Source organism: Streptomyces sp. NPDC002730 (assembly GCF_042888805.1).
In the GTDB taxonomy this organism is placed as follows: domain Bacteria; phylum Actinomycetota; class Actinomycetes; order Streptomycetales; family Streptomycetaceae; genus Streptomyces.
Genome location: NZ_JBIAQG010000006.1, coordinates 274,462 through 292,965 on the forward strand (window position 1 = coordinate 274,462; position 18,504 = coordinate 292,965).

Here is an 18,504-nt window from a genome sequence, read left to right on the forward strand (position 1 = left end):
GAGCCGAACTCGGGCTCGCACCCGGACCCGCACCCGGGCTCGTCACGCGTATCGCATACGAGGGGCCGATCGGCCAATCGGACGTCAGCGCCCGCGTCTTCACACCGCGCCTTCGGCTCGCCATCGCCTGCGGATCACCGATCACCGATCATCGATCACCGATTACCGATTACGCATCCGCCGGCCATGTCGCCACGACGCAGACCAGCGTCCCGCCGGCCCCACCCTTCGCCATACGCCCTGGTACGACCCGCAACATCACTGTTCAAGCCACGGCGCGAAGCTGCACGGGGATCCCCCGCGACATGAAACTGCCCTTCCGCGATGTAACGCTACGTAACAAAGACGCAATCAAGAATCCGGGCTCCGTTCTCAACCGGGCCCACGCTGCCGATCTCGCCGGGGCTCTCCGCGCCCCCTCCGGGCCGCTGGCACCAAGATCAACTCAATCCCCTTAGCGGAACTGCACGTTCTCACCATGTGGTCAAAACTCCGGGACGCGGAAAGCCCGATCTGTCCACAGTCCCACCACGGAGCCTTGGCCTCGGCATAACAAGAACGTCACATCCTGTCGCCCTGCCTCCCTGACCCCGCCACCTCCGCTTAGAGTCACCGCCAGTCACCGCGCCGCCGGGCGCATCACAGCACGGCCGTGTACCCCCCAGTACGGCCCGGCGACCAAACGGCACCTCAGGAGAGGTGCCGCGCCAGGGAAAGGATTTATCGTGCGAAAGCGTTCCTTGCTCATCCTCACCACCGTGGTCACCACGGGAGCACTCACACTCTCCGCCTGCGGCTCGCGCGACGACAGCAAGGGGACCGACAGCGGCAACAAGACCACTGTGGTCATCGGTGTCGACGCACCGTTGACGGGCTCGCTGTCCGCACTGGGCCAGGGGATCAAGAACTCCGTGGACCTTGCAGCCAAGACCGCGAACAAGAACAACGAAGTCCCCGGCATTGAATTCAAGGTCGAATCCTACGACGACCAGGCAGTTCCTGCCTCCGGCCAGGCCAATGCCACCAAGCTCGTAGGCAACAAGGACGTTCTGGGCGTAGTCGGCCCGCTGAACTCCGGCGTCTCGCAGTCGATGCAGGGCGTCTTCAACACGGCGAACCTCACGCAGGTCTCTCCGGCCAACACCAACCCGTCGCTGACCCAGGGCGACAAGTGGGGCAAGGGCGAGAAGAAGCGTCCGTTCAAGACGTACTTCCGTACCGCCACCACGGACGTCATCCAGGGCAAGTTCGCCGCCCAGTACCTGTACAACGACGCCAAGAAGAAGAAGGTCTACGTCGTTGACGACAAGCAGACCTACGGCGCCGGCCTCGCCGCGATCTTCGCCGACGAGTTCAAGCGTCTCGGCGGCACCATCGCCGGCACCGACCACGTCACGGTGAAGGAGACCGACTTCTCCAGCACCGCCGACAAGGTCAAGTCCTCCGGTGCCGACTCGGTCTACTTCGGTGGCCAGTACCCCGAGGGCGGTCTCCTCTCCGACCAGGTCAAGAAGGCCGGAGCGAAGATCCCCACCATGGGTGGCGACGGTATCTACGACCCCGCGTTCATCAAGGCCTCCGGTGAGGCGAACGACGGCGACCTCGCGACGTCCGTCGGCTACCCGGTCGAGAAGCTCCCGACCGCCAAGAAGTTCATCGACGACTACAAGGCGGGCGGCTACAAGGACCCGTACGCGGCGTACGGCGGCTACTCGTACGACGCCGCCTGGTCCATCATCCAGGCCGTCAAGTCTGTCGTCGCCGCCAACGACGGCAAGGTGCCGGCCGACGCCCGCGCCAAGGTCACCGAGGCCATGTCCAAGGTCTCCTTCGACGGTGTGACCGGCAAGGTCGCCTTCGACGAGTTCGGTGACACCACGAACAAGCAGCTCACCGTCTACGCCGTCAAGGGCAGCAACTGGGCGGACGTCAAGAGCGCCACGTTCAAGGACTGATCCACCGCATTGCCCCGCACCAAATGAACCAGACCGCGCGAGGGCGCAACAAGCGCCCTCGCGCGGTGTCATATCCGACACGCTCATCGGAGGCCCTGCGGTGAACGAACTGCCGCAACAGCTGGCCAACGGCCTTGCCCTCGGTGCCCTTTATGGCCTCATCGCCATCGGGTACACCATGGTCTACGGCATCGTCCAGCTCATCAACTTCGCCCACGGCGAGATCTTCATGATCGGGGGCTTCGGCGCCCTCACCACCTACATCTGGCTCCCCAGCGGAACCTCACTCCTGGTGGCGATACCCCTCATGATCATCGGCGGCGCAATAGCCTCCGTCGCCGTCGCCACCGCCGCGGAACGCTTCGCCTACCGGCCGCTTCGCACCGCGCCACGGCTTGCCCCGCTGATCACCGCGATCGGCCTTTCCATCGCCCTGCAGCAGCTCGTCTGGGGCTTCTACCCGGACGCCAAGAAGGCCAGGAGCTTCCCGGAGTTCACGGGTGAGTCCTTCAAGATCCTGGACAACCTGTCGATCCAGCGCGCCGACGCCTTCGTCCTCGTCCTCGCCCCGCTGTGCATGCTCGGCCTCGGCATCTTCGTCTCGAAGAGCCGCAGCGGCCGCGCCATGCAGGCCACCGCGCAGGACCCGGACACCGCGAAGCTGATGGGCATCAACACGGACCGCATCATCGTGATGGCCTTCGCCATCGGCGCCGCGTTCGCCGCGGTCGCCGCGGTCGCCTACGGCCTCGACAAGGGCCAGATCAACTTCGAGATGGGCTTCATCCTCGGACTGAAGGCGTTCACCGCCGCAGTCCTCGGAGGCATCGGCAACATCTACGGAGCCATGGTCGGCGGCGTCGTCCTGGGCCTCGCGGAATCCCTCTCGATCGCCTACATCGAAGAGATCCCCGGCATGCAGCAGCTCGGCGGCGGCGCCTGGTCCAACGTCTGGGCTTTCGTACTTCTCATCGTCGTGCTTCTCGTCAGGCCACAAGGTCTGCTCGGTGAGCGCGTCGCGGATCGGGCGTGAGAACCATGACTGACACCACCAAGACGGCCGACGCCGCCCCGGCGGACAGCGCCTCCCGCGCCACCGCACTCCGCTGGCTCACCGCGGTCGGCGGCCTCGCCACCATCCTCAGCACCTTCCTGTCCTGGACGTACACCAGCAAGTTCCCCGGAGACCTCACCGTCTACGGCTACCCGGGCGGCCTGCAGGTCCTCACCCTCGTGATGGGCCTGGTCATCGTCCTGTACGCGCTGGCCTCGCTGGGCATCAAGGGGCTGGGCTGGCTCGCGCCGGCCGGCACGACCAATGCCCTGAAGCTGCTGGCCCTCGGCGCCTTCGGCACCACCTGGTTCGCCGTGATCGCCATCGCCGTCGAGCTCGGCGGTGTGATCAACCTCGAACCCGGTGGCTACGTCGCCGCCGTGGCCTCCGCGCTCCCCGTCGCCACGGCGTTCATGCTGCCGGACGACAGCCGCACGGTCTCCCGGCCCAAGGCCCTCCCCTCCTGGGCCGAGATCCTGATCATCGTCGGCTCCTTCGCCGTCGGCATGTACGTGATCACCTACGGCATCGACACCGAGTACGCCGAACTGTTCACCGGCTACCTCATCGCCGTCGCCTTCGCCGCCGCCGCGCTCTCCAAGGCCGGCCTCGTCGGGCGGCTCTCGGCGCTCACCGCCAAGTACCGCCAGGTGACCCTCATCGCCGCCTTCGTCGCCGCCGCGGCGTTCCCGTTCACCCAGAACACCGACACGTACACGCTCATCGCGGTCAACATCCTCATCTTCGCGACCGTCGCCCTGGGCCTGAACATCGTCGTCGGTCTCGCGGGACTCCTCGACCTCGGATACGTCGCCTTCCTCGGCGTCGGCGCGTACACCGCCGCCCTCGTCTCCGGGACAACGGCGTCCGCCTTCGATGTGCACTTCCCCTTCTGGGCCGCCGTCCTCACCGGCGCCGCCGTCTCGCTGATCTTCGGCGTCGTCATCGGCGCTCCGACCCTGCGACTGCGCGGCGACTACCTCGCCATCGTCACCCTCGGCTTCGGTGAAATCTTCCGAATCACCGTGGGCAACCTCGACGGCGTATCGGGACCGCAGATCACCAACGGCCCGAACGGCATCCCCAACATCCCGGACCTCGTGTTCTTCGGCTTCAACTTCGGCGAGCCCCACACGATCCTGGGCATCGAGCTCGGCAGTTACGCCAACTACTACCTGCTGATGCTGCTCGCGATGATCCTGGTCATCCTGGTCTTCAGCCGGGCGGGCAGCTCCCGTATCGGCCGAGCCTGGGTCGCCATCCGCGAGGACGAGACCGCCGCAACCGCCATGGGCATCAACGGCTTCCGGGTCAAGCTCATCGCCTTCGCCCTCGGCGCCACCCTCGCCGGCCTCGCCGGCACCGTGCAGGCACACGTCCAGCACACCGTGGTCCCCGAGATGTACCAGTTCGCCGGCCCCGTCCCGCCCAACTCCGCCTTCCTCCTGGCGGCCGTCATCCTCGGCGGCATGGGCACCATCAGCGGACCACTGGTCGGCGCCACCCTGCTCTACATGATCCCGGCGAAGCTGCAGTTCCTCCAGGACTACCAGCTCCTCGGCTTCGGCATCGCGCTGATCCTGCTGATGCGCTTCCGTCCCGAGGGCCTCATCGCCAACCGCCGCGCCCAGCTCGAATTCCACGAGACCGACCAACTCGACGTCCCGGACAAGGGCCTTCCGGACTCCGGCGTCGGCATCGCCAAGGCGGGGGCGTGAAGGACATGACGACCACCACCACGAACACCACGACCGACACCGTGCTGGACGCCAGCGGAGTCACCATGCGCTTCGGCGGCCTCACCGCCGTGCGCTCGGTCGACCTCACGGTCCGGGCGGGCGAGATCGTCGGCCTCATCGGCCCCAACGGCGCCGGCAAGACCACCTTCTTCAACTGCCTCACCGGTCTGTACGTCCCCACCGAGGGCAAGGTCACCTACAAGGGCACCGTCCTGCCGCCCAAGCCCCACCTCGTCACCAAGGCAGGCGTCGCCCGCACCTTCCAGAACATCCGGCTCTTCGCCAACATGACGGTCCTGGAGAACGTCCTCGTCGGACGCCACACCCGGACCAAGGAGGGCCTCTGGTCCGCCCTGCTGCGCGGCCCCGGCTTCAAGAAGGCCGAAGCCGCCTCGCACGAGCGAGCCATGGAGCTGCTGGAGTTCATCGGCCTTGCCCACAAGGCCGATCACCTCGCCCGCAACCTCCCCTACGGCGAGCAGCGCAAGCTCGAAATCGCACGCGCCCTGGCCAGCGAGCCCGGCCTGCTGCTCCTCGACGAGCCCACCGCCGGAATGAACCCGCAGGAAACCCGGGTCACCGAAGAACTCATCTTCGCCATCCGGGACCAGGGCATCGCCGTTCTCGTCATCGAGCACGACATGCGCTTCATCTTCAATCTGTGCGACCGCGTCGCCTGCCTCGTCCAGGGCGAGAAGCTCGTCGAGGGCACGGCCGAAGTCGTCCAGGGTGACGAGCGCGTCATCGCCGCCTACCTCGGTACGCCCTTCGAAGGCGCACCGGGCGCAGCGGAGGTCGCCGAAGTCGAGGCGGCCGAAGCACAGAGCACCACCAGCACGGAAGGGGAAACCCAGTGACCGCTCTGCTCGAGGTCGAAGACCTCAGGGTCGCCTACGGCAAGATCGAAGCCGTCAAGGGCATCTCCTTCAGCGTCGAGGCCGGCCAGGTCGTCACCCTCATCGGCACCAACGGTGCGGGCAAGACCACCACCCTGCGGACGCTGTCCGGGCTCCTCAAGCCCTCCGGCGGCCGGATCATCTTCGACGGCAAGCCGCTGAGCGGCGTTCCGGCCCACAAGATCGTCTCGCTGGGCCTGGCCCACTCGCCCGAGGGACGGCACATCTTCCCGCGGCTGACGATCGCCGAAAACCTCCAGCTCGGCGCCTTCCTGCGCACCGACAAGGCGGGCATCGAGAAGGACATCCAGCGCGCCTACGACCTCTTCCCGATCCTGGGAGAGCGCAGGAAGCAGGCGTCCGGCACCCTCTCGGGCGGCGAGCAGCAGATGCTGGCGATGGGCCGTGCGCTCATGTCACAGCCGAAGCTGCTGATGCTGGACGAGCCGTCGATGGGTCTCTCCCCGATCATGATGCAGAAGATCATGGAGACCATCGTCGAACTGAAGTCCCAGGGCACCACCATCCTGCTCGTCGAGCAGAACGCCCAGGCCGCCCTCTCGCTGGCCGACCACGGCCATGTGATGGAGGTCGGCGAAATCAAACTGACGGGCACCGGCCAGGACCTGCTGCACGACGAGAACGTCCGCAAGACGTATCTCGGCGAGGACTGAGCCGTACGCATACGGAGAGGCCCGCACCCCGAGCCCGGGGTGCGGGCCTCTCCGTATGCCCTACTCGCCCTTCGCGGCCTTCTTCTCCTCGGCGTCCTCGATGACCGCCTCGGCAACCTGCTGCATCGACAGCCGCCGGTCCATCGAGGTCTTCTGGATCCACCGGAACGCCGCGGGCTCCGTCAGCCCGTACTGCGTCTGCAGAATGCTCTTCGCACGGTCGACCAGCTTCCGCGTCTCCAGCCGCATCGAGAGATCCGCGACCTCCTGCTCCAGCGCCTTCAGCTCGGCGAACCGGGAGACGGCCATCTCGATCGCCGGCACGACGTCGCTCTTGCTGAACGGCTTCACCAGATACGCCATGGCTCCGGCGTCCCGGGCCCGCTCCACGAGATCGCGCTGCGAGAACGCGGTCAGCATCAGGACGGGAGCGATGGACTCCTCGGCGATCTTCTCGGCCGCGGAGATCCCGTCCAGGACGGGCATCTTCACATCGAGAATGACCAGGTCGGGGCGGTGCTCCCGGGCGAGCTCGACGGCCCGCTGACCATCACCGGCCTCGCCGACGACCGCGTAGCCCTCTTCCTCGAGCATCTCTTTGAGGTCGAGCCGGATGAGCGCCTCGTCCTCGGCGATCACGACGCGGGTCGTCAGCGGAGGGACGTGCGACTTGTCGTCATCGGCGACGGGCTGGGGCGAGTCGGGGGCGGTCACGGGACTCCTCATTCAAAGGCAGGGTGCTCACCATGAGCCTACCCAGCAGCAGCGGCGTGTGGTGACCCGGTACACTTCCGGGCAGCTGATCGCGCCGGGTTGGTGGAACGGTATACACGGAGGTCTCAAACACCTCTGCCTGAGAGGGCTTGCGGGTTCGAATCCCGCACCCGGCACTTCTTCCCAGAAAGCGGATGTCCACGTTCTCGTGAACATCCGCTTTTTGCTGCTCGTCGCCACAATCAGTCACACAGAGTGGCGGCATGAACTTCCATGGCACAGAGGTGCGACAGCAAGCCCTCACGCTGCTGCGAGGCGGGACGAAGAATGCGGAGGTAGCCCGCCAGCTGGATGTCCCGCCCGGCACCGTCAGCTACTGGCTGCACATGGATCGCGCCAAGCGCGGAGAGTGTCCAGGCAAACACGACCCCAAGTGCCCTCGGTGCGATGGCCGAGAGCTCGATGAGGCCGCATACTCCTACCTTCTCGGGCTCTACCTCGGGGACGGGCACATCATCCAGTACTCAGGACACAGAGTGCCCAGCCTCATGATCACCTGCGCCGAGTCCTGGCCAGGCCTGATGGACGAGTGTGAGCGCGCGATGCGCGCAATCTTCCCGGACAACTCAGTCTGCCGCGTCCGCAGGACCGGGTGCCGCAACGTGAAGGTCTACTCGAACCACCTGTGGTGCATGTTCCCCCAGCACGGAGCAGGCATGAAGCACGAGCGGCCAATCATCCTGGAGTCCTGGCAGCAGGAGATCGTGGACGCGCACCCGTGGGAGTTCGTCCGCGGCCTCATCCACTCCGACGGATGCCGGAACATGAACTGGACCACTCGCCTCGTCGGCGGCGAGCGGAAGCGCTACGAATATCCCCGCTACTGGTTCACCAATGTCTCGGACGACATCCGGCAGCTCTACACGGACACTCTCGACAAGCTCGGCATCGAGTGGAAGCACTGCACCCGCGCAGGGAAGCCGTACAACATCTCCGTCGCCAAGCGCGCGTCTGTCGCGCTGATGGACGCACACGTCGGGCCGAAGTACTGACGCCCCGGCCCGACAGACGTACCCGCACCTACTTCGGGCTGTCGTCCTCGCCGATGTGGTGTACCCGTACGAGGTTCGTTGAGCCCGCGACTCCGGGCGGGGAGCCGGCTGTGATGACCACGATGTCGCCCTTTTCGCAGCGGCCGATCTTCAGCAGCTCCTCGTCGACCTGGGCCACCATGGCGTCGGTGGAGTCGACGTGCGGGCCGAGGAAGGTCTCCACGCCCCAGGTGAGGTTGAGCTGGGAGCGGGTGGCCGCGTCCGGTGTGAAGGCCAGCAGTGGGATCGGCGAGCGGTAGCGGGAGAGTCGCCTGACGGTGTCGCCGGACTGTGTGAAGGCGACCAGGAACTTCGCGCCCAGGAAGTCGCCCATCTCGGCTGCCGCTCGGGCCACCGCGCCGCCCTGTGTACGGGGCTTGTTGCGCTCGGTCAGCGGCGGCAGGCCCTTGGCGAGGACGTCCTCCTCGGCCGCCTCGACGATGCGGCTCATTGTCCTCACCGTCTCGACGGGGTATTTCCCGACGCTCGTCTCGCCCGACAGCATCACGGCATCGGTGCCGTCGATGACGGCATTGGCGACGTCGGACGCCTCCGCGCGCGTGGGGCGGGAGTTGTCGATCATCGAGTCGAGCATCTGGGTCGCGACGATGACTGGCTTGGCGTTGCGCTTGGCGAGTTTGATGGCGCGCTTCTGGACGATCGGCACCTGTTCGAGGGGCATTTCCACGCCGAGATCGCCGCGGGCGACCATGATGCCGTCGAAAGCGGCCACGATGTCGTCGATGTTCTCGACGGCCTGGGGCTTCTCGATCTTGGCGATCACGGGAAGACGGCGGCCTTCCTCCGCCATGATGCGGTGCACGTCGTCGGCGTCGCGTCCGGTGCGTACGAAGGAGAGGGCGATGATGTCGGCGCCGATACGCAGTGCCCAGCGGAGGTCTTCGATGTCCTTCTCGGAGAGCGCGGGTACGGAGACGGCCACGCCGGGGAGGTTGAGGCCCTTGTGGTCGGAGACCATGCCGCCTTCGACGACGGTGGTGTGGACTCGGGGGCCGTCGACCGCGGTCACCAGGAGGGCGACCTTGCCGTCGTCGACGAGGATGCGCTCTCCGGTGGTGACATCGGCGGCGAGGCCTTGGTAGGTGGTGCCGCAGATTTCGCGGTCGCCTTCCGTCTCTTCGACCGTGATGGTGAATTCATCGCCGCGTTCAAGCAGTACGGGTCCTTCGCGGAAGCGTCCGAGTCGGATCTTCGGACCTTGAAGGTCGGCGAGTACGCCGACGCTGCGGCCCGATTCGTCGGAGGCTTTGCGTACGCGCTGGTAGCGCTCCTCGTGCTCGGCGTAGGTGCCGTGGCTGAGGTTGAAGCGGGCGATGTCCATTCCGGCTTCGACCAGTGCCTTGATCTGGTCGTATGTGTCGGTGGCGGGCCCAAGAGTACAGACGATCTTTGCTCGGCGCATGATTCGAGCGTAGGGCTTACCGGCCGGTAGAGAATTGGCCGCGCATGACTACTCAACAACCTTTACGTGAAGCCCTATTGACAAGTGTTGAATTGCGCGCGGGGGCGCTCCGATGAGCATTTCGGTCGCCGGAGCGCACCCCCGGGGCACGCGCCCCTGTTACAGCTGCGGCGGCGTCATCGTAAAGCGGGCGTTGACCTGGGCGTAGACGGTCTGGCGCTGCGGCTCCAGATCGAGGGCCGGGGCCATTTCGGCGCTGTCGGTGCCGCCGTATGCGGCCATGCGCATGCCGCCGGGCGTCGGAGGCAGTCCGTACTCGACGGCGTTTTCCGCGCCGAGATCGGCCAGCTCTACCAGAGCGGCCAGCCGCGCACCCAGGGCCTCGGCGTACTCGCGGGCCCGCTGGACGGCCTCCTTCACCGCCTGGCGGCGGGCCTCGCCATGGGCCGGCGAGTCCGGGCGCAGGGCCCACCAGGGGCCGTCCACTCGGGTCAGCTCAAGGTCCGCGAGGCGTGTGGTGAGCTCGCCGAGCGCGGTGAAGTCGCTGAGCTCGGCGGTGATGTGGACGCGGCCGTAGTAGGCGCGGACGCGTTCGCCGCGGCCGTGCCGCGTGAGCTCCGGAGTGATCGAGAAGGCGCCGGTCTCCAGCTTCTCCACCGATTCGCCGTAGGACTTGATCAGGTCAAGGACTGCGGAGTTGCGGCGGGTGAGGTCCTCCAGCGCGCTGCGCCGGTCCGTGCCGCGTGCGTTGACCGCGACGCCGATCCTGGCGATTTCGGGGTCGAACTCCAGGCGCGCCTCGCCGCGTACGGCGACGCGCGGCGTCTCCGGTGTGCCGTACGGCGCGGCGGTGTTGGGTGCGTCGGTGGTCACGGGAGGCTCCCTCGTACTTCGTGGTTGTGCCGGCGGACGTCATGGACACTCTCGCATCCCGGGCGGGACAACCGGCGGACACCAGATCGAAACCCGCGAGGGGTGTTGCCGGATACTGCTCCTGCGTCAGAATCTACGCGCGTTGTGCACCGATACGAGGGAGACGAAATGCCGCTGAACCGTAGGACGTTCCTGGAGCGGTCGGCCGCCGCCGGGGCCGGTGTGGCCGTCGCGGGCGCCACCGCCCTGCCTGCCGGGGCGGTCGAGCAGGGCCACAGCCAGGGGCGTCCGCCGAAGCGGTACTCCTTCACCGTCATGGGCACCACGGACCTGCACGGCAATGTCTTCAACTGGGATTACTTCACGGACAAGGAGTTCGACGACAAGACCCACAACGACGTGGGCCTGGCGAAGATCTCGACGCTCGTGGAGAAGGTCCGCAAGGAGAAGGGCCGGCGCAACACGCTCCTCATCGACGCCGGTGACACCATCCAGGGCACCCAGCTCTCGTACTACTACGCCAAGGTCGACCCGATCACGGCGAAGCGCGGTCCGGTGCACCCGATGGCGCAGGCCATGAACGCGATCGGCTATGACGCCGCGGCGCTCGGCAACCACGAGTTCAACTACGGCATTCCGGTGCTGCGCAAGTTCGAGGAGCAGTGCGACTTCCCGCTGCTCGGTGCGAACGCGCTGGACGCCAAGACGCTCCGGCCAGCCTTCCGTCCGTACAGCATGCACCGGCTGCGCACGCCCTGCGGCCGCGATGTGAAGGTCGCCGTCCTCGGCCTCACCAACCCCGGCATCGCCATCTGGGACAAGGCCAACGTTCAGGGGAAGATGACTTTCCCGGGTCTGGAGGAGCAGGCCGCGAAGTGGGTGCCGAAGCTGCGCTCCATGGGCGCGGACGTGGTGATTGTCTCCGCCCACTCGGGCTCCAGCGGCACGTCCTCCTACGGTGACCAGCTCCCGTACATCGAGAATGCCGCCGGTCTGGTGGCGGAGCAGGTGCCCGGTATCGACGCGATTCTCGTCGGCCACGCGCACACCGAGATCGCCGAGTACTTCGTCGCCAACAAGGAGACCGGTAAGAAGGTCGTGCTCTCCGAGCCGCTGAAGTGGGGCCAGCGGCTCACGCTGTTCGACTTCGATCTGGTGTGGGAGAAGGGCCGCTGGACGGTGGAGAAGGTCGGCGCGCAGGTTCTCAACTCCAATACGGCCGACGAGGACCCGAAGATCACCGGGCTGCTCGGCGACGAGCACAAGAAGGTCGTCGCGTACGTCAATCAGGTCATCGGCACCTCCACCACCGCCATGACCACGGCCGACGCGCCGTGGAAGGACGAGCCGATCATCGATCTGATCAATCACGTCCAGGCGGAGACGGTGAAGGCGGCGCTGGCCGGCGGCCAGTACGCGGCGCTTCCCGTCCTCTCGCAGGCGTCCTGCTTCTCGCGCACGGCGGCGATCCCGGCCGGCCAGGTGACCATCAGGGACGCGGCCGGGCTCTATGTCTTCGAGAACACCCTGGAGGCGCGGCTGCTGACCGGCGGGCAGCTGAAGGACTATCTGGAGTTCTCGGCGCGGTACTACGTGCAGACGCCGGCCGGCGGTCCCGTCGACACCGCCAAGCTGACCAACGCCGACAACACTCCGGACTACAACTACGACGCGGTCTCGGGTCTGACGTACGAGATCGACGTCGCCAAGCCGGCGGGTTCGCGGATCGTGAATCTGTCCTTCGACGGCAGGCCGATCGACGCGGCGGCGCAGTTCGTGCTGGCCGTCAACAACTACCGGGCGAGTGGCGGCGGGAACTTCCCGCATGTGGCCAAGGCCCAGCAGCTGTGGGCGAATTCGGAGGAGATCCGGAACACGATCATCAACTGGGTGAAGGCGAAGGGCACGGTCGACTCCGCGCAGTTCGCGACGGTGGGCTGGAAGCTGACCCGGGACGGCACGCCCGTCTTCTAGCGGTTTCGTCGCGAGGCGTTCAGTTTCCCCGGGCGAGGGGCGTCAGCTCCGGCGCCGGTGCGGGGATGCCGGGCGCCTCGCGTCGTTCCAGGCCGAAGCTGGTGAAGGCGGTGCGGCGCGGCAGCGGGTAGGGCTCCTTGCCGGTGAGGGAGTTGAGGATGCTCGCGCTGCGCCAGGCCGCGAGGCCGAGGTCGGGGGCGCCGACGCCGTGCGTGTGCCGTTCGGCGTTCTGTACGTATACGGAGCCGGTGACCGAGCCGTCGAGGACGAGCCGGAACTGGTCGTCGATGTGCGGTCGGCCTGCCGCGTCGCGGCGCACATAGGGGTCGATACCGGCGAGCATCCGGTCGAGCGGGCGCTCGCGGTAGCCGGTGGCGAGGACCACGGCGTCGGTGGTGAGGCGGGTGCGGGTGCCCTGCTGGACGTGCTCGAGGTGGAGTTCGATCTTGGTGGTGGCGACGCGGCCCGCGGTGCGTACACAGACGCCGGGCGTGAGGACGGCGTCGGGCCAGCCGCCGTGCAGGGTGCGGCGGTAGAGCTCGGCGTGGATCGCGGCGATGGTGTCGGCGTCGATGCCCTTGTGGAGCTGCCACTGGCGTGGGACGAGCGCGTCGCGGGTCCGCTCGGGCAGGGCGTGGAAGTAGCGGGTGTAGTCGGGCGTGAAGTGTTCGAGGCCGAGTTTGGAGTACTCCATCGGCGCGAACGCCTCGGAACGGGCCAGCCAGTGGATTTTCTCGGCTCCCTCGGGCCGGGCGCGCAGCAGATCGAGGAAGACTTCGGCGCCCGACTGTCCCGAGCCGATGATCGTGATGTGTTCGGCGGCCAGCAGTCGTTGCCGGTTGTCGAGATAGTCCGCGGAGTGGATGACCGGGACGGCGGGGGCTTCGGCGAGGGGCTTGAGCGGTTCGGGGATGTACGGCTCGGTGCCGACGCCGAGCGCGATGTGCCGGCTGTACGCGCGGCCCAGCGCCTCCGCCCCGCCGTCGGCGTCGAGCTGGGTGAAGTCGACCTCGAAGAGGGAGCGTTCGGGGTTCCAGCGGACGGCGTCGATCTGGTGGCCGAAGTGCAGGCTCGGGAGATGGTCGCTGACCCAGCGGCAGTAGTCGTCGTACTCGGAGCGCTGGATGTGGAACCGCTCGGCGAAGTAGAAGGGGAAGAGCCGGTCCCGGGCGCGCAGGTAGTTGAGGAACGACCAGGGGCTGGCCGGGTCGGCGAGGGTCACCAGGTCGGCGAGGAAGGGGACTTGGAGCGTCGCGCCCTCGATCAGCAGGCCGGGATGCCAGTGGAAGGCGGGCCGCTGCTCGTAGAAGGTGGCGGCGATACCGCCGGGGACGCGATCGGCGAGCGCGGCGAGGGAGAGGTTGAACGGGCCGATACCGATGCCCACGAGGTCTTGGGGCTGAGCGAGTTCGGTCGGGGGCGTGCCGGTCATCGGGGGGTGCTGCCTTCCGCGAGTTCGATCAGGACTTCTTGGATCAGAGCTGCCAGGTCGCCGGGGGTGGCGTGGGGGTTGAGGAGGGTGGCCTTGAGCCAGAGGCGGTCGTCCGCGCGGGCGCGGCCGAGGACCGCGCGGCCTTTGGCGAGGAGCGTGCGGCGGATGTCGGCGGTCCGTTCGTCGGTGGCGGTGGCCGGTCGGAACAGGACGGTGGAGAGCGTGGGCCGCTCGTACAGCTCGAGGCCGGGGGTCTTCTCGATGAGGTCGGCGAGGTGGTGGGCGGCGGCGCAGGTGCGGTCGACGAGTGCGCCGAGGCCGGTGCGGCCCAGCGCTCTGAGGGTGACGGCGATCTTGAGGATGTCGGGGCGTCGGGTCGTACGCAGGGAGCGGCCCAGCAGGTCGGGCAGGCCGGCTTCGGTGTCGTCGTCGGCGTTGAGGTAGTCGGCGGTGTGGCCGAGTGGGGCGAGGCGGGCCCGGTTCGGTACGGCGAGCAGACCTGCGGCGACCGGCTGCCAGCCCATTTTGTGCAGATCGATGGTGACGGAGTGGGCTCGGTCCAGGCCGTTCAGCAGGGAGCGGCGGGACGCGCTGAAGAGCAGCGGCCCGCCGTAGGCCGCGTCGACATGGAGCTCGGCGCCGTGCCGCTCGCAGAGGTCGGCGATCTCGGGCAGCGGATCGATTCGCCCGGTGTCGGTGGTCCCCGCGGTGGCGGCGACGAGGAGCGGGCCGTACAGATCGGTGAGGGCGTCGTCCAGGGCGGCCAGGTCGAGGGTGCCGGAGGGGGCGGGGACGGTGACCGGCTCGGGCAGGCCCAGCAGCCAGGCGGCGCGGTGTACGGAGTGGTGGGTGCCGGCTCCGCAGACGACCTGGACGGCGCCGTGGCGTTCGCGGGCCAGCAGCAGGGCGAGCTGGTTGGACTCGGTGCCGCCGGTGGTGACCAGGGCGTCGGGGTCGGGCCCGCGCGGGTAGATCTCGGCGGCGAGGGTGCGGGTGGCGGCGGCCTCCAGCTCGGAGGCGGCGGGGGCCTGGTCCCAGGAGTCCATGGAGGGGTTGAGCGCGGACGCGGCGAGATCGGCGGCGACGGCGAGTGCGAGTGGCGGGGAGTGCAGATGGGCGGCGCACAGCGGGTCCGCCGGGTCGGCCGCGCCCTGCGCGACGGCGTGGACGAGGCTGCGGAGGGCCTCTTCGGCGCCGGTGCCGCGCTCGGGGAGCAGCGGCTCGGCGGCCTCGCGCAGCCGCGCGGCGACGGTCTCGGGGCCGCCTGCGGGGAGCGGCCCGCCGCGTTCCGCCGCGCCGTCGTGGAGTGCGTCGAGCACGACGGCGAGCAGCGGCCGCAGGGCGTCGGGTCCTGCGGTGCCTCCGGCGAGGGCCGGGCCAGGGGGCGGCGTACTCATGCGGGGTCCTTCGGGGAGCGCGGAGGTGGCACAACCCCAGGGTGTACGGGTGATCCCGTGGGGTGTCCGCAGAGCTCAACGATCCGGACCCGAAAGTGGTACCGCGGTGGGGAAGGGGGGAGTTGGGGTGGGGGTCGCTGGTATGGCGGGTGGGGTTCCGTTTCCCCGTCCCGCCCCGTCCCGCTGTGCTGATGTGCGGCTCCGCCGCGTGCCGGACGGGCTGGAATTCAGCCCGCCCGGCGATTGAGGACACGCCCGAGGGGCGTCCGGGGGCGGCGCAGCCCCCGGCCCACCGGCTACCCGCCGCGTACCACCAACGCTCGGCGCAGATCGTCGAGTTGGTCGACGAGCTTGCGGCGCAGCGCCGGGATCATCTCCGCGTCGCGCAGACACTGCTCGCCCAGCCCCAGCGTCTCCGCGTCCACGGCGTGCAGCGGGAAGGCATAGCGGCCCGCGGCATCCGCTATCGCGGGTCCGCGGCGGGCGGCGAGCGCGACCGAGTCCGGGTAGTAGCGGGGCACGTACTCGCGTACCAGATCGGCCTGTTCGGGCTGCCAGAAGCCCTGGGCTGTGGCGGTGAAGAGGTAGTTGGAGAGGGTGTCGGAGGTGAAGAGACGTTCCCAGGCGGCCGCCTTCGCCTCCGGAGTGGGCAGTGCGGCGCGGCAGCGGGCCGCGCCTTCCTGGCCGGTGGCGCTGGGGTCCCGGTCCAGTTCCGCGGCGATCGCGGTGTCGTCGGTCGCGCCGAGGACGGCGAGGCGGTACAGGATGCGCCAGCGCAGCTCCGGGTCGAGCTCCGGGCCGCCGGGCACGCTGCCGTCGCCGAGCCACTCCTGGAGCGTCTCCGGCTGCGCGGCGGCGTCGATGAAGTGGCGTACGGCGGTGAGGCGCAGGCCCTGGTCGCTGCCGTCCTCGGTGCGGCGCAGCAGTGCGCGGCAGATGTCCCTGAGCGCGGCGAGGGCGGCGGGCCGGTCCTCGGCGGGGAGGTAGCGGTCGGCGAGCTGCGTCGCGGCGAAGGTGAGGATGCCCTGGACGACCGCGAGGTCCGACTCGCGCGGGAGGTGGGCGCGGGCCGCCTCCAGATAGGCGGTGGGGGCGAGCTCGCCGTCGCGGACCATGTCGCGCGCGGCGTTCCAGACGACGGCGCGGGTCAGCGGGTCCGGGATGCCGGAGAGGGACCGTACGGCCGTGTCCCAGGAGGCGGCGTCCAGCCGGACCTTGGCGTAGCTGAGGTCGCCGTCGTTCAGGACGACGAGGGCCGGGCGGCGGCCCGGGTGGGCGCCGTTCCGGCTCTGCGGGATGTCCAGTTCGATGCGGTCGCGCAGCACCAGCCGGCCCGCGTCCACCGGGTCGGCGTCGTATGTGCCCACGGCGATGCGGTGCGGGCGGCTGCCGTCGTGCGCGACGGTCAGCGACCATCCGCCCTCGGACTCGGCGATCGCCGGGGTGAGGGTGTCGACACCTGTCGTACGCAGCCAGGACTCGGCCCAGCCGTGCACATCTCGGTCGGTGGCATGTGCGAGTGAGTCGATGAAGTCGGCGAGGGTGGCGTTGGAGAACTTGTGCCGGGCGAAGTGGGTGTTGATACCGGCGAGGAAGTCCTTCTCGCCCAGCCAGGCCACCAGCTGGCGCAGCGCCGAGGCGCCCTTGGCGTAGGAGATGCCGTCGAAGTTGAGCATCGCGGACGCGGTGTCGGGGACGGCTTCGGGGTCGGGGGCGACCGGGTGGGTGGAGGGCCGTTGGTCGGCGTCGTAACCCCAGGACTTGCGGCCGATGCCGAAGTCGACCCAGGTGTCGGTGAAGCGGGTGGCCTCGGTGAGGGTCTGGTAGCCCATGTATTCGGCGAAGGATTCGTTCAGCCAGATGTCGTCCCACCACTTGAGGGTGACGAGGTCGCCGAACCACATATGGGCCATCTCGTGGGCGATGACCATGGCGCGGGTCTGCCGCTCGGTGTCGGTGACGGCGGAGCGGTAGATGAACTCGTCGCGGAAGGTGACCAGGCCCGGGTTCTCCATCGCGCCGGCGTTGAACTCGGGCACGAAGGCCTGGTCGTACGAGTCGAAGGGGTACGGCTCCTCGAACTTCTCGTGGTACCGGTCGTAGCACTGGCGCGTGATCTCGTGGATCTCCTCGGCGTCCGCGTCGAGGTACGGCGCCAGCGAGCGGCGGCAGTGGATACCGAAGGGCAGTCCGGCGTGCTCGCTGCGCACGGAGTGCCAGGGGCCGGCGGCGACGGCGACGAAGTAGGTGGCGAGCGGCGGCGTTTCCGCGCAGGTCCAGCGGCCTTCGCCGCTCGGGGTGGCGATGCCGTTGCCCAGCACGCTCCAGCCCTCGGGCGCGGTGACGGAGAGCTCGAAGACGGCCTTGAGGTCGGGCTGGTCGAAGGCGGCGAAGACGCGCTGGACGTCTTCCATGAAGAGCTGGGTGTAGACGTACGTCTCACCGTCGGTGGGGTCGGTGAAGCGGTGCATGCCTTCGCCGGTGCGGGAGTAGCGCATGTCCGCCTCGACGCGCAGCTCGTGCTCGCCCGCGGTGAGGCCGGTGAGCGCGAGCCGGTTCTCGGCCAGTTTCTCGGGGTCGAGCGGCTGCCCGTCGAGGGTGACGGAGCGCAGTACGGCGGGCTTGAGTTCGACGAAGGTGTCCCCGGCCGCACGTGCGGTGAACTGGATGACGGTTCGGGAGTCGAAGGTCTCCTCGCCGGTGGTGAGATCGAGGTCGATCGTGTACCGCTGGACGTCGAGGAGCTGGGCTCGGGTCTGCGCTTCGTCGCGCGTCAGTACGGGCATGGGGGCCATGCTGCCCGATGGGTCCTGCTCCGCACACGGGGTATTGATTGCGCTGTCAGCGCACGCGCTTCCACGCGCCGGGGCCTCGACCGGCAAGTCCCCCGGCAGCGTGCGGCTCTTTCGCCCTGAGGAAGTATGCAGGGGCGGTGCGGTCAGGAGCGGTGCGGTCAGGAGCGGTGCGGTCAGGAGCGGGCGATCGTCTCGTGGTGGCGGATGACCTCGGCGATGATGAAGTTCAGCAGCTTCTCGGCGAACGCCGGATCCAGTTTGGCGCTCTCCGCCAGCTGCCGCAGCCGCTCGATCTGGCGGGCCTCGCGGGCCGGGTCGGCGGGCGGCAGATGGTGCCGCGCCTTGAGGTGGCCGACCTGCTGGGTGCACTTGAAGCGCTCGGCGAGCATATGGACGACCGCCGCGTCGATGTTGTCGATGCTCTCGCGCAGCCTGTTCAGTTCGGCGCGTACGGTCTCGTCGGTGTCCCTCGTGGTCATGGTCAGCG

Annotated in this window: 14 protein-coding genes and 1 tRNA gene; 8 read left to right on the forward strand and 7 right to left on the reverse strand. The window is 68.4% G+C overall.

The features are described 5' to 3' along the window. The first annotated feature begins 725 nt into the window (after window positions 1–725). The 5 genes from ACFYXH_RS17510 to ACFYXH_RS17530 all read left to right on the forward strand — a co-directional run bounded on the left by ACFYXH_RS17510 (window position 726) and on the right by ACFYXH_RS17530 (window position 6,318). Window positions 726–1,955 carry a branched-chain amino acid ABC transporter substrate-binding protein gene (locus ACFYXH_RS17510; protein ID WP_389563398.1) on the forward strand — a complete coding sequence of 410 codons (1,230 nt, stop codon included), beginning with the start codon at window positions 726–728 and terminating at the stop codon, window positions 1,953–1,955. 100 nt (window positions 1,956–2,055) lie between these two features. Beyond that, window positions 2,056–2,988 carry a branched-chain amino acid ABC transporter permease gene (locus ACFYXH_RS17515; protein ID WP_389563400.1) on the forward strand — a complete coding sequence of 311 codons (933 nt, stop codon included), beginning with the start codon at window positions 2,056–2,058 and terminating at the stop codon, window positions 2,986–2,988. A 5-nt stretch (window positions 2,989–2,993) separates the two neighbouring features. Next, window positions 2,994–4,727 (forward strand): branched-chain amino acid ABC transporter permease, encoded by a 1,734-nt coding sequence (locus ACFYXH_RS17520; protein WP_389563401.1) that lies wholly within the window; start codon window positions 2,994–2,996, stop codon window positions 4,725–4,727. A 5-nt stretch (window positions 4,728–4,732) separates the two neighbouring features. Beyond that, a complete protein-coding gene (locus ACFYXH_RS17525) occupies window positions 4,733–5,605 on the forward strand; it encodes an ABC transporter ATP-binding protein (protein WP_389563898.1) in 873 nt (290 codons plus the stop codon). Then, the gene (locus ACFYXH_RS17530; protein ID WP_327322933.1) at window positions 5,602–6,318 is read left to right on the forward strand and encodes an ABC transporter ATP-binding protein; all 717 of its coding nucleotides are present in this window, start codon (window positions 5,602–5,604) and stop codon (window positions 6,316–6,318) included. Before ACFYXH_RS17525 ends, ACFYXH_RS17530 begins: the two co-directional genes overlap by 4 nt. 60 nt (window positions 6,319–6,378) lie before the next feature. Here ACFYXH_RS17530 and ACFYXH_RS17535 read toward each other — a convergent pair whose 3' ends face one another. Continuing rightward, the gene (locus tag ACFYXH_RS17535; RefSeq protein WP_327322934.1) at window positions 6,379–7,032 is read right to left on the reverse strand and encodes a response regulator; all 654 of its coding nucleotides are present in this window, start codon (window positions 7,030–7,032) and stop codon (window positions 6,379–6,381) included. Window positions 7,033–7,125: 93 nt separating this feature from the next. Between ACFYXH_RS17535 and ACFYXH_RS17540 the strand changes: the two genes are divergently transcribed. Continuing rightward, window positions 7,126–7,208, forward strand: a tRNA-Leu gene (locus ACFYXH_RS17540). A gap of 87 nt (window positions 7,209–7,295) precedes the next feature. Next, window positions 7,296–8,084, forward strand: coding sequence for a helix-turn-helix domain-containing protein (locus ACFYXH_RS17545; protein ID WP_389563404.1), 789 nt, complete (start codon window positions 7,296–7,298; stop codon window positions 8,082–8,084). Window positions 8,085–8,112: 28 nt separating this feature from the next. Here ACFYXH_RS17545 and pyk read toward each other — a convergent pair whose 3' ends face one another. After that, entirely contained in the window at window positions 8,113–9,546 is a 1,434-nt protein-coding gene (gene pyk, locus ACFYXH_RS17550) for a pyruvate kinase (protein WP_389563406.1), read from the reverse strand. A gap of 159 nt (window positions 9,547–9,705) precedes the next feature. Continuing rightward, window positions 9,706–10,419 carry an SIMPL domain-containing protein gene (locus ACFYXH_RS17555; protein WP_389563407.1) on the reverse strand — a complete coding sequence of 238 codons (714 nt, stop codon included), beginning with the start codon at window positions 10,417–10,419 and terminating at the stop codon, window positions 9,706–9,708. Between the two features lie 168 nt (window positions 10,420–10,587). On the opposite strand from ACFYXH_RS17555, the gene ACFYXH_RS17560 reads away from it, so the two are divergent. Then, the gene (locus ACFYXH_RS17560) at window positions 10,588–12,393 is read left to right on the forward strand and encodes a bifunctional metallophosphatase/5'-nucleotidase (RefSeq protein WP_389563409.1); all 1,806 of its coding nucleotides are present in this window, start codon (window positions 10,588–10,590) and stop codon (window positions 12,391–12,393) included. A gap of 19 nt (window positions 12,394–12,412) precedes the next feature. Here ACFYXH_RS17560 and ACFYXH_RS17565 read toward each other — a convergent pair whose 3' ends face one another. The 4 genes from ACFYXH_RS17565 to ACFYXH_RS17580 all read right to left on the reverse strand — a co-directional run bounded on the left by ACFYXH_RS17565 (window position 12,413) and on the right by ACFYXH_RS17580 (window position 18,496). Next, window positions 12,413–13,825 carry a lysine N(6)-hydroxylase/L-ornithine N(5)-oxygenase family protein gene (locus tag ACFYXH_RS17565; RefSeq protein ID WP_389563411.1) on the reverse strand — a complete coding sequence of 471 codons (1,413 nt, stop codon included), beginning with the start codon at window positions 13,823–13,825 and terminating at the stop codon, window positions 12,413–12,415. Beyond that, the gene (locus ACFYXH_RS17570) at window positions 13,822–15,222 is read right to left on the reverse strand and encodes a pyridoxal phosphate-dependent decarboxylase family protein (protein ID WP_389563412.1); all 1,401 of its coding nucleotides are present in this window, start codon (window positions 15,220–15,222) and stop codon (window positions 13,822–13,824) included. The genes ACFYXH_RS17565 and ACFYXH_RS17570 overlap by 4 nt, the downstream gene beginning before the upstream one ends. 296 nt (window positions 15,223–15,518) lie before the next feature. Further along, a complete protein-coding gene (gene pepN, locus ACFYXH_RS17575) occupies window positions 15,519–18,008 on the reverse strand; it encodes an aminopeptidase N (protein WP_389563414.1) in 2,490 nt (829 codons plus the stop codon). Between the two features lie 182 nt (window positions 18,009–18,190). After that, window positions 18,191–18,496 (reverse strand): chorismate mutase, encoded by a 306-nt coding sequence (locus tag ACFYXH_RS17580; RefSeq protein ID WP_362676336.1) that lies wholly within the window; start codon window positions 18,494–18,496, stop codon window positions 18,191–18,193. Window positions 18,497–18,504: the final 8 nt, after the last annotated feature.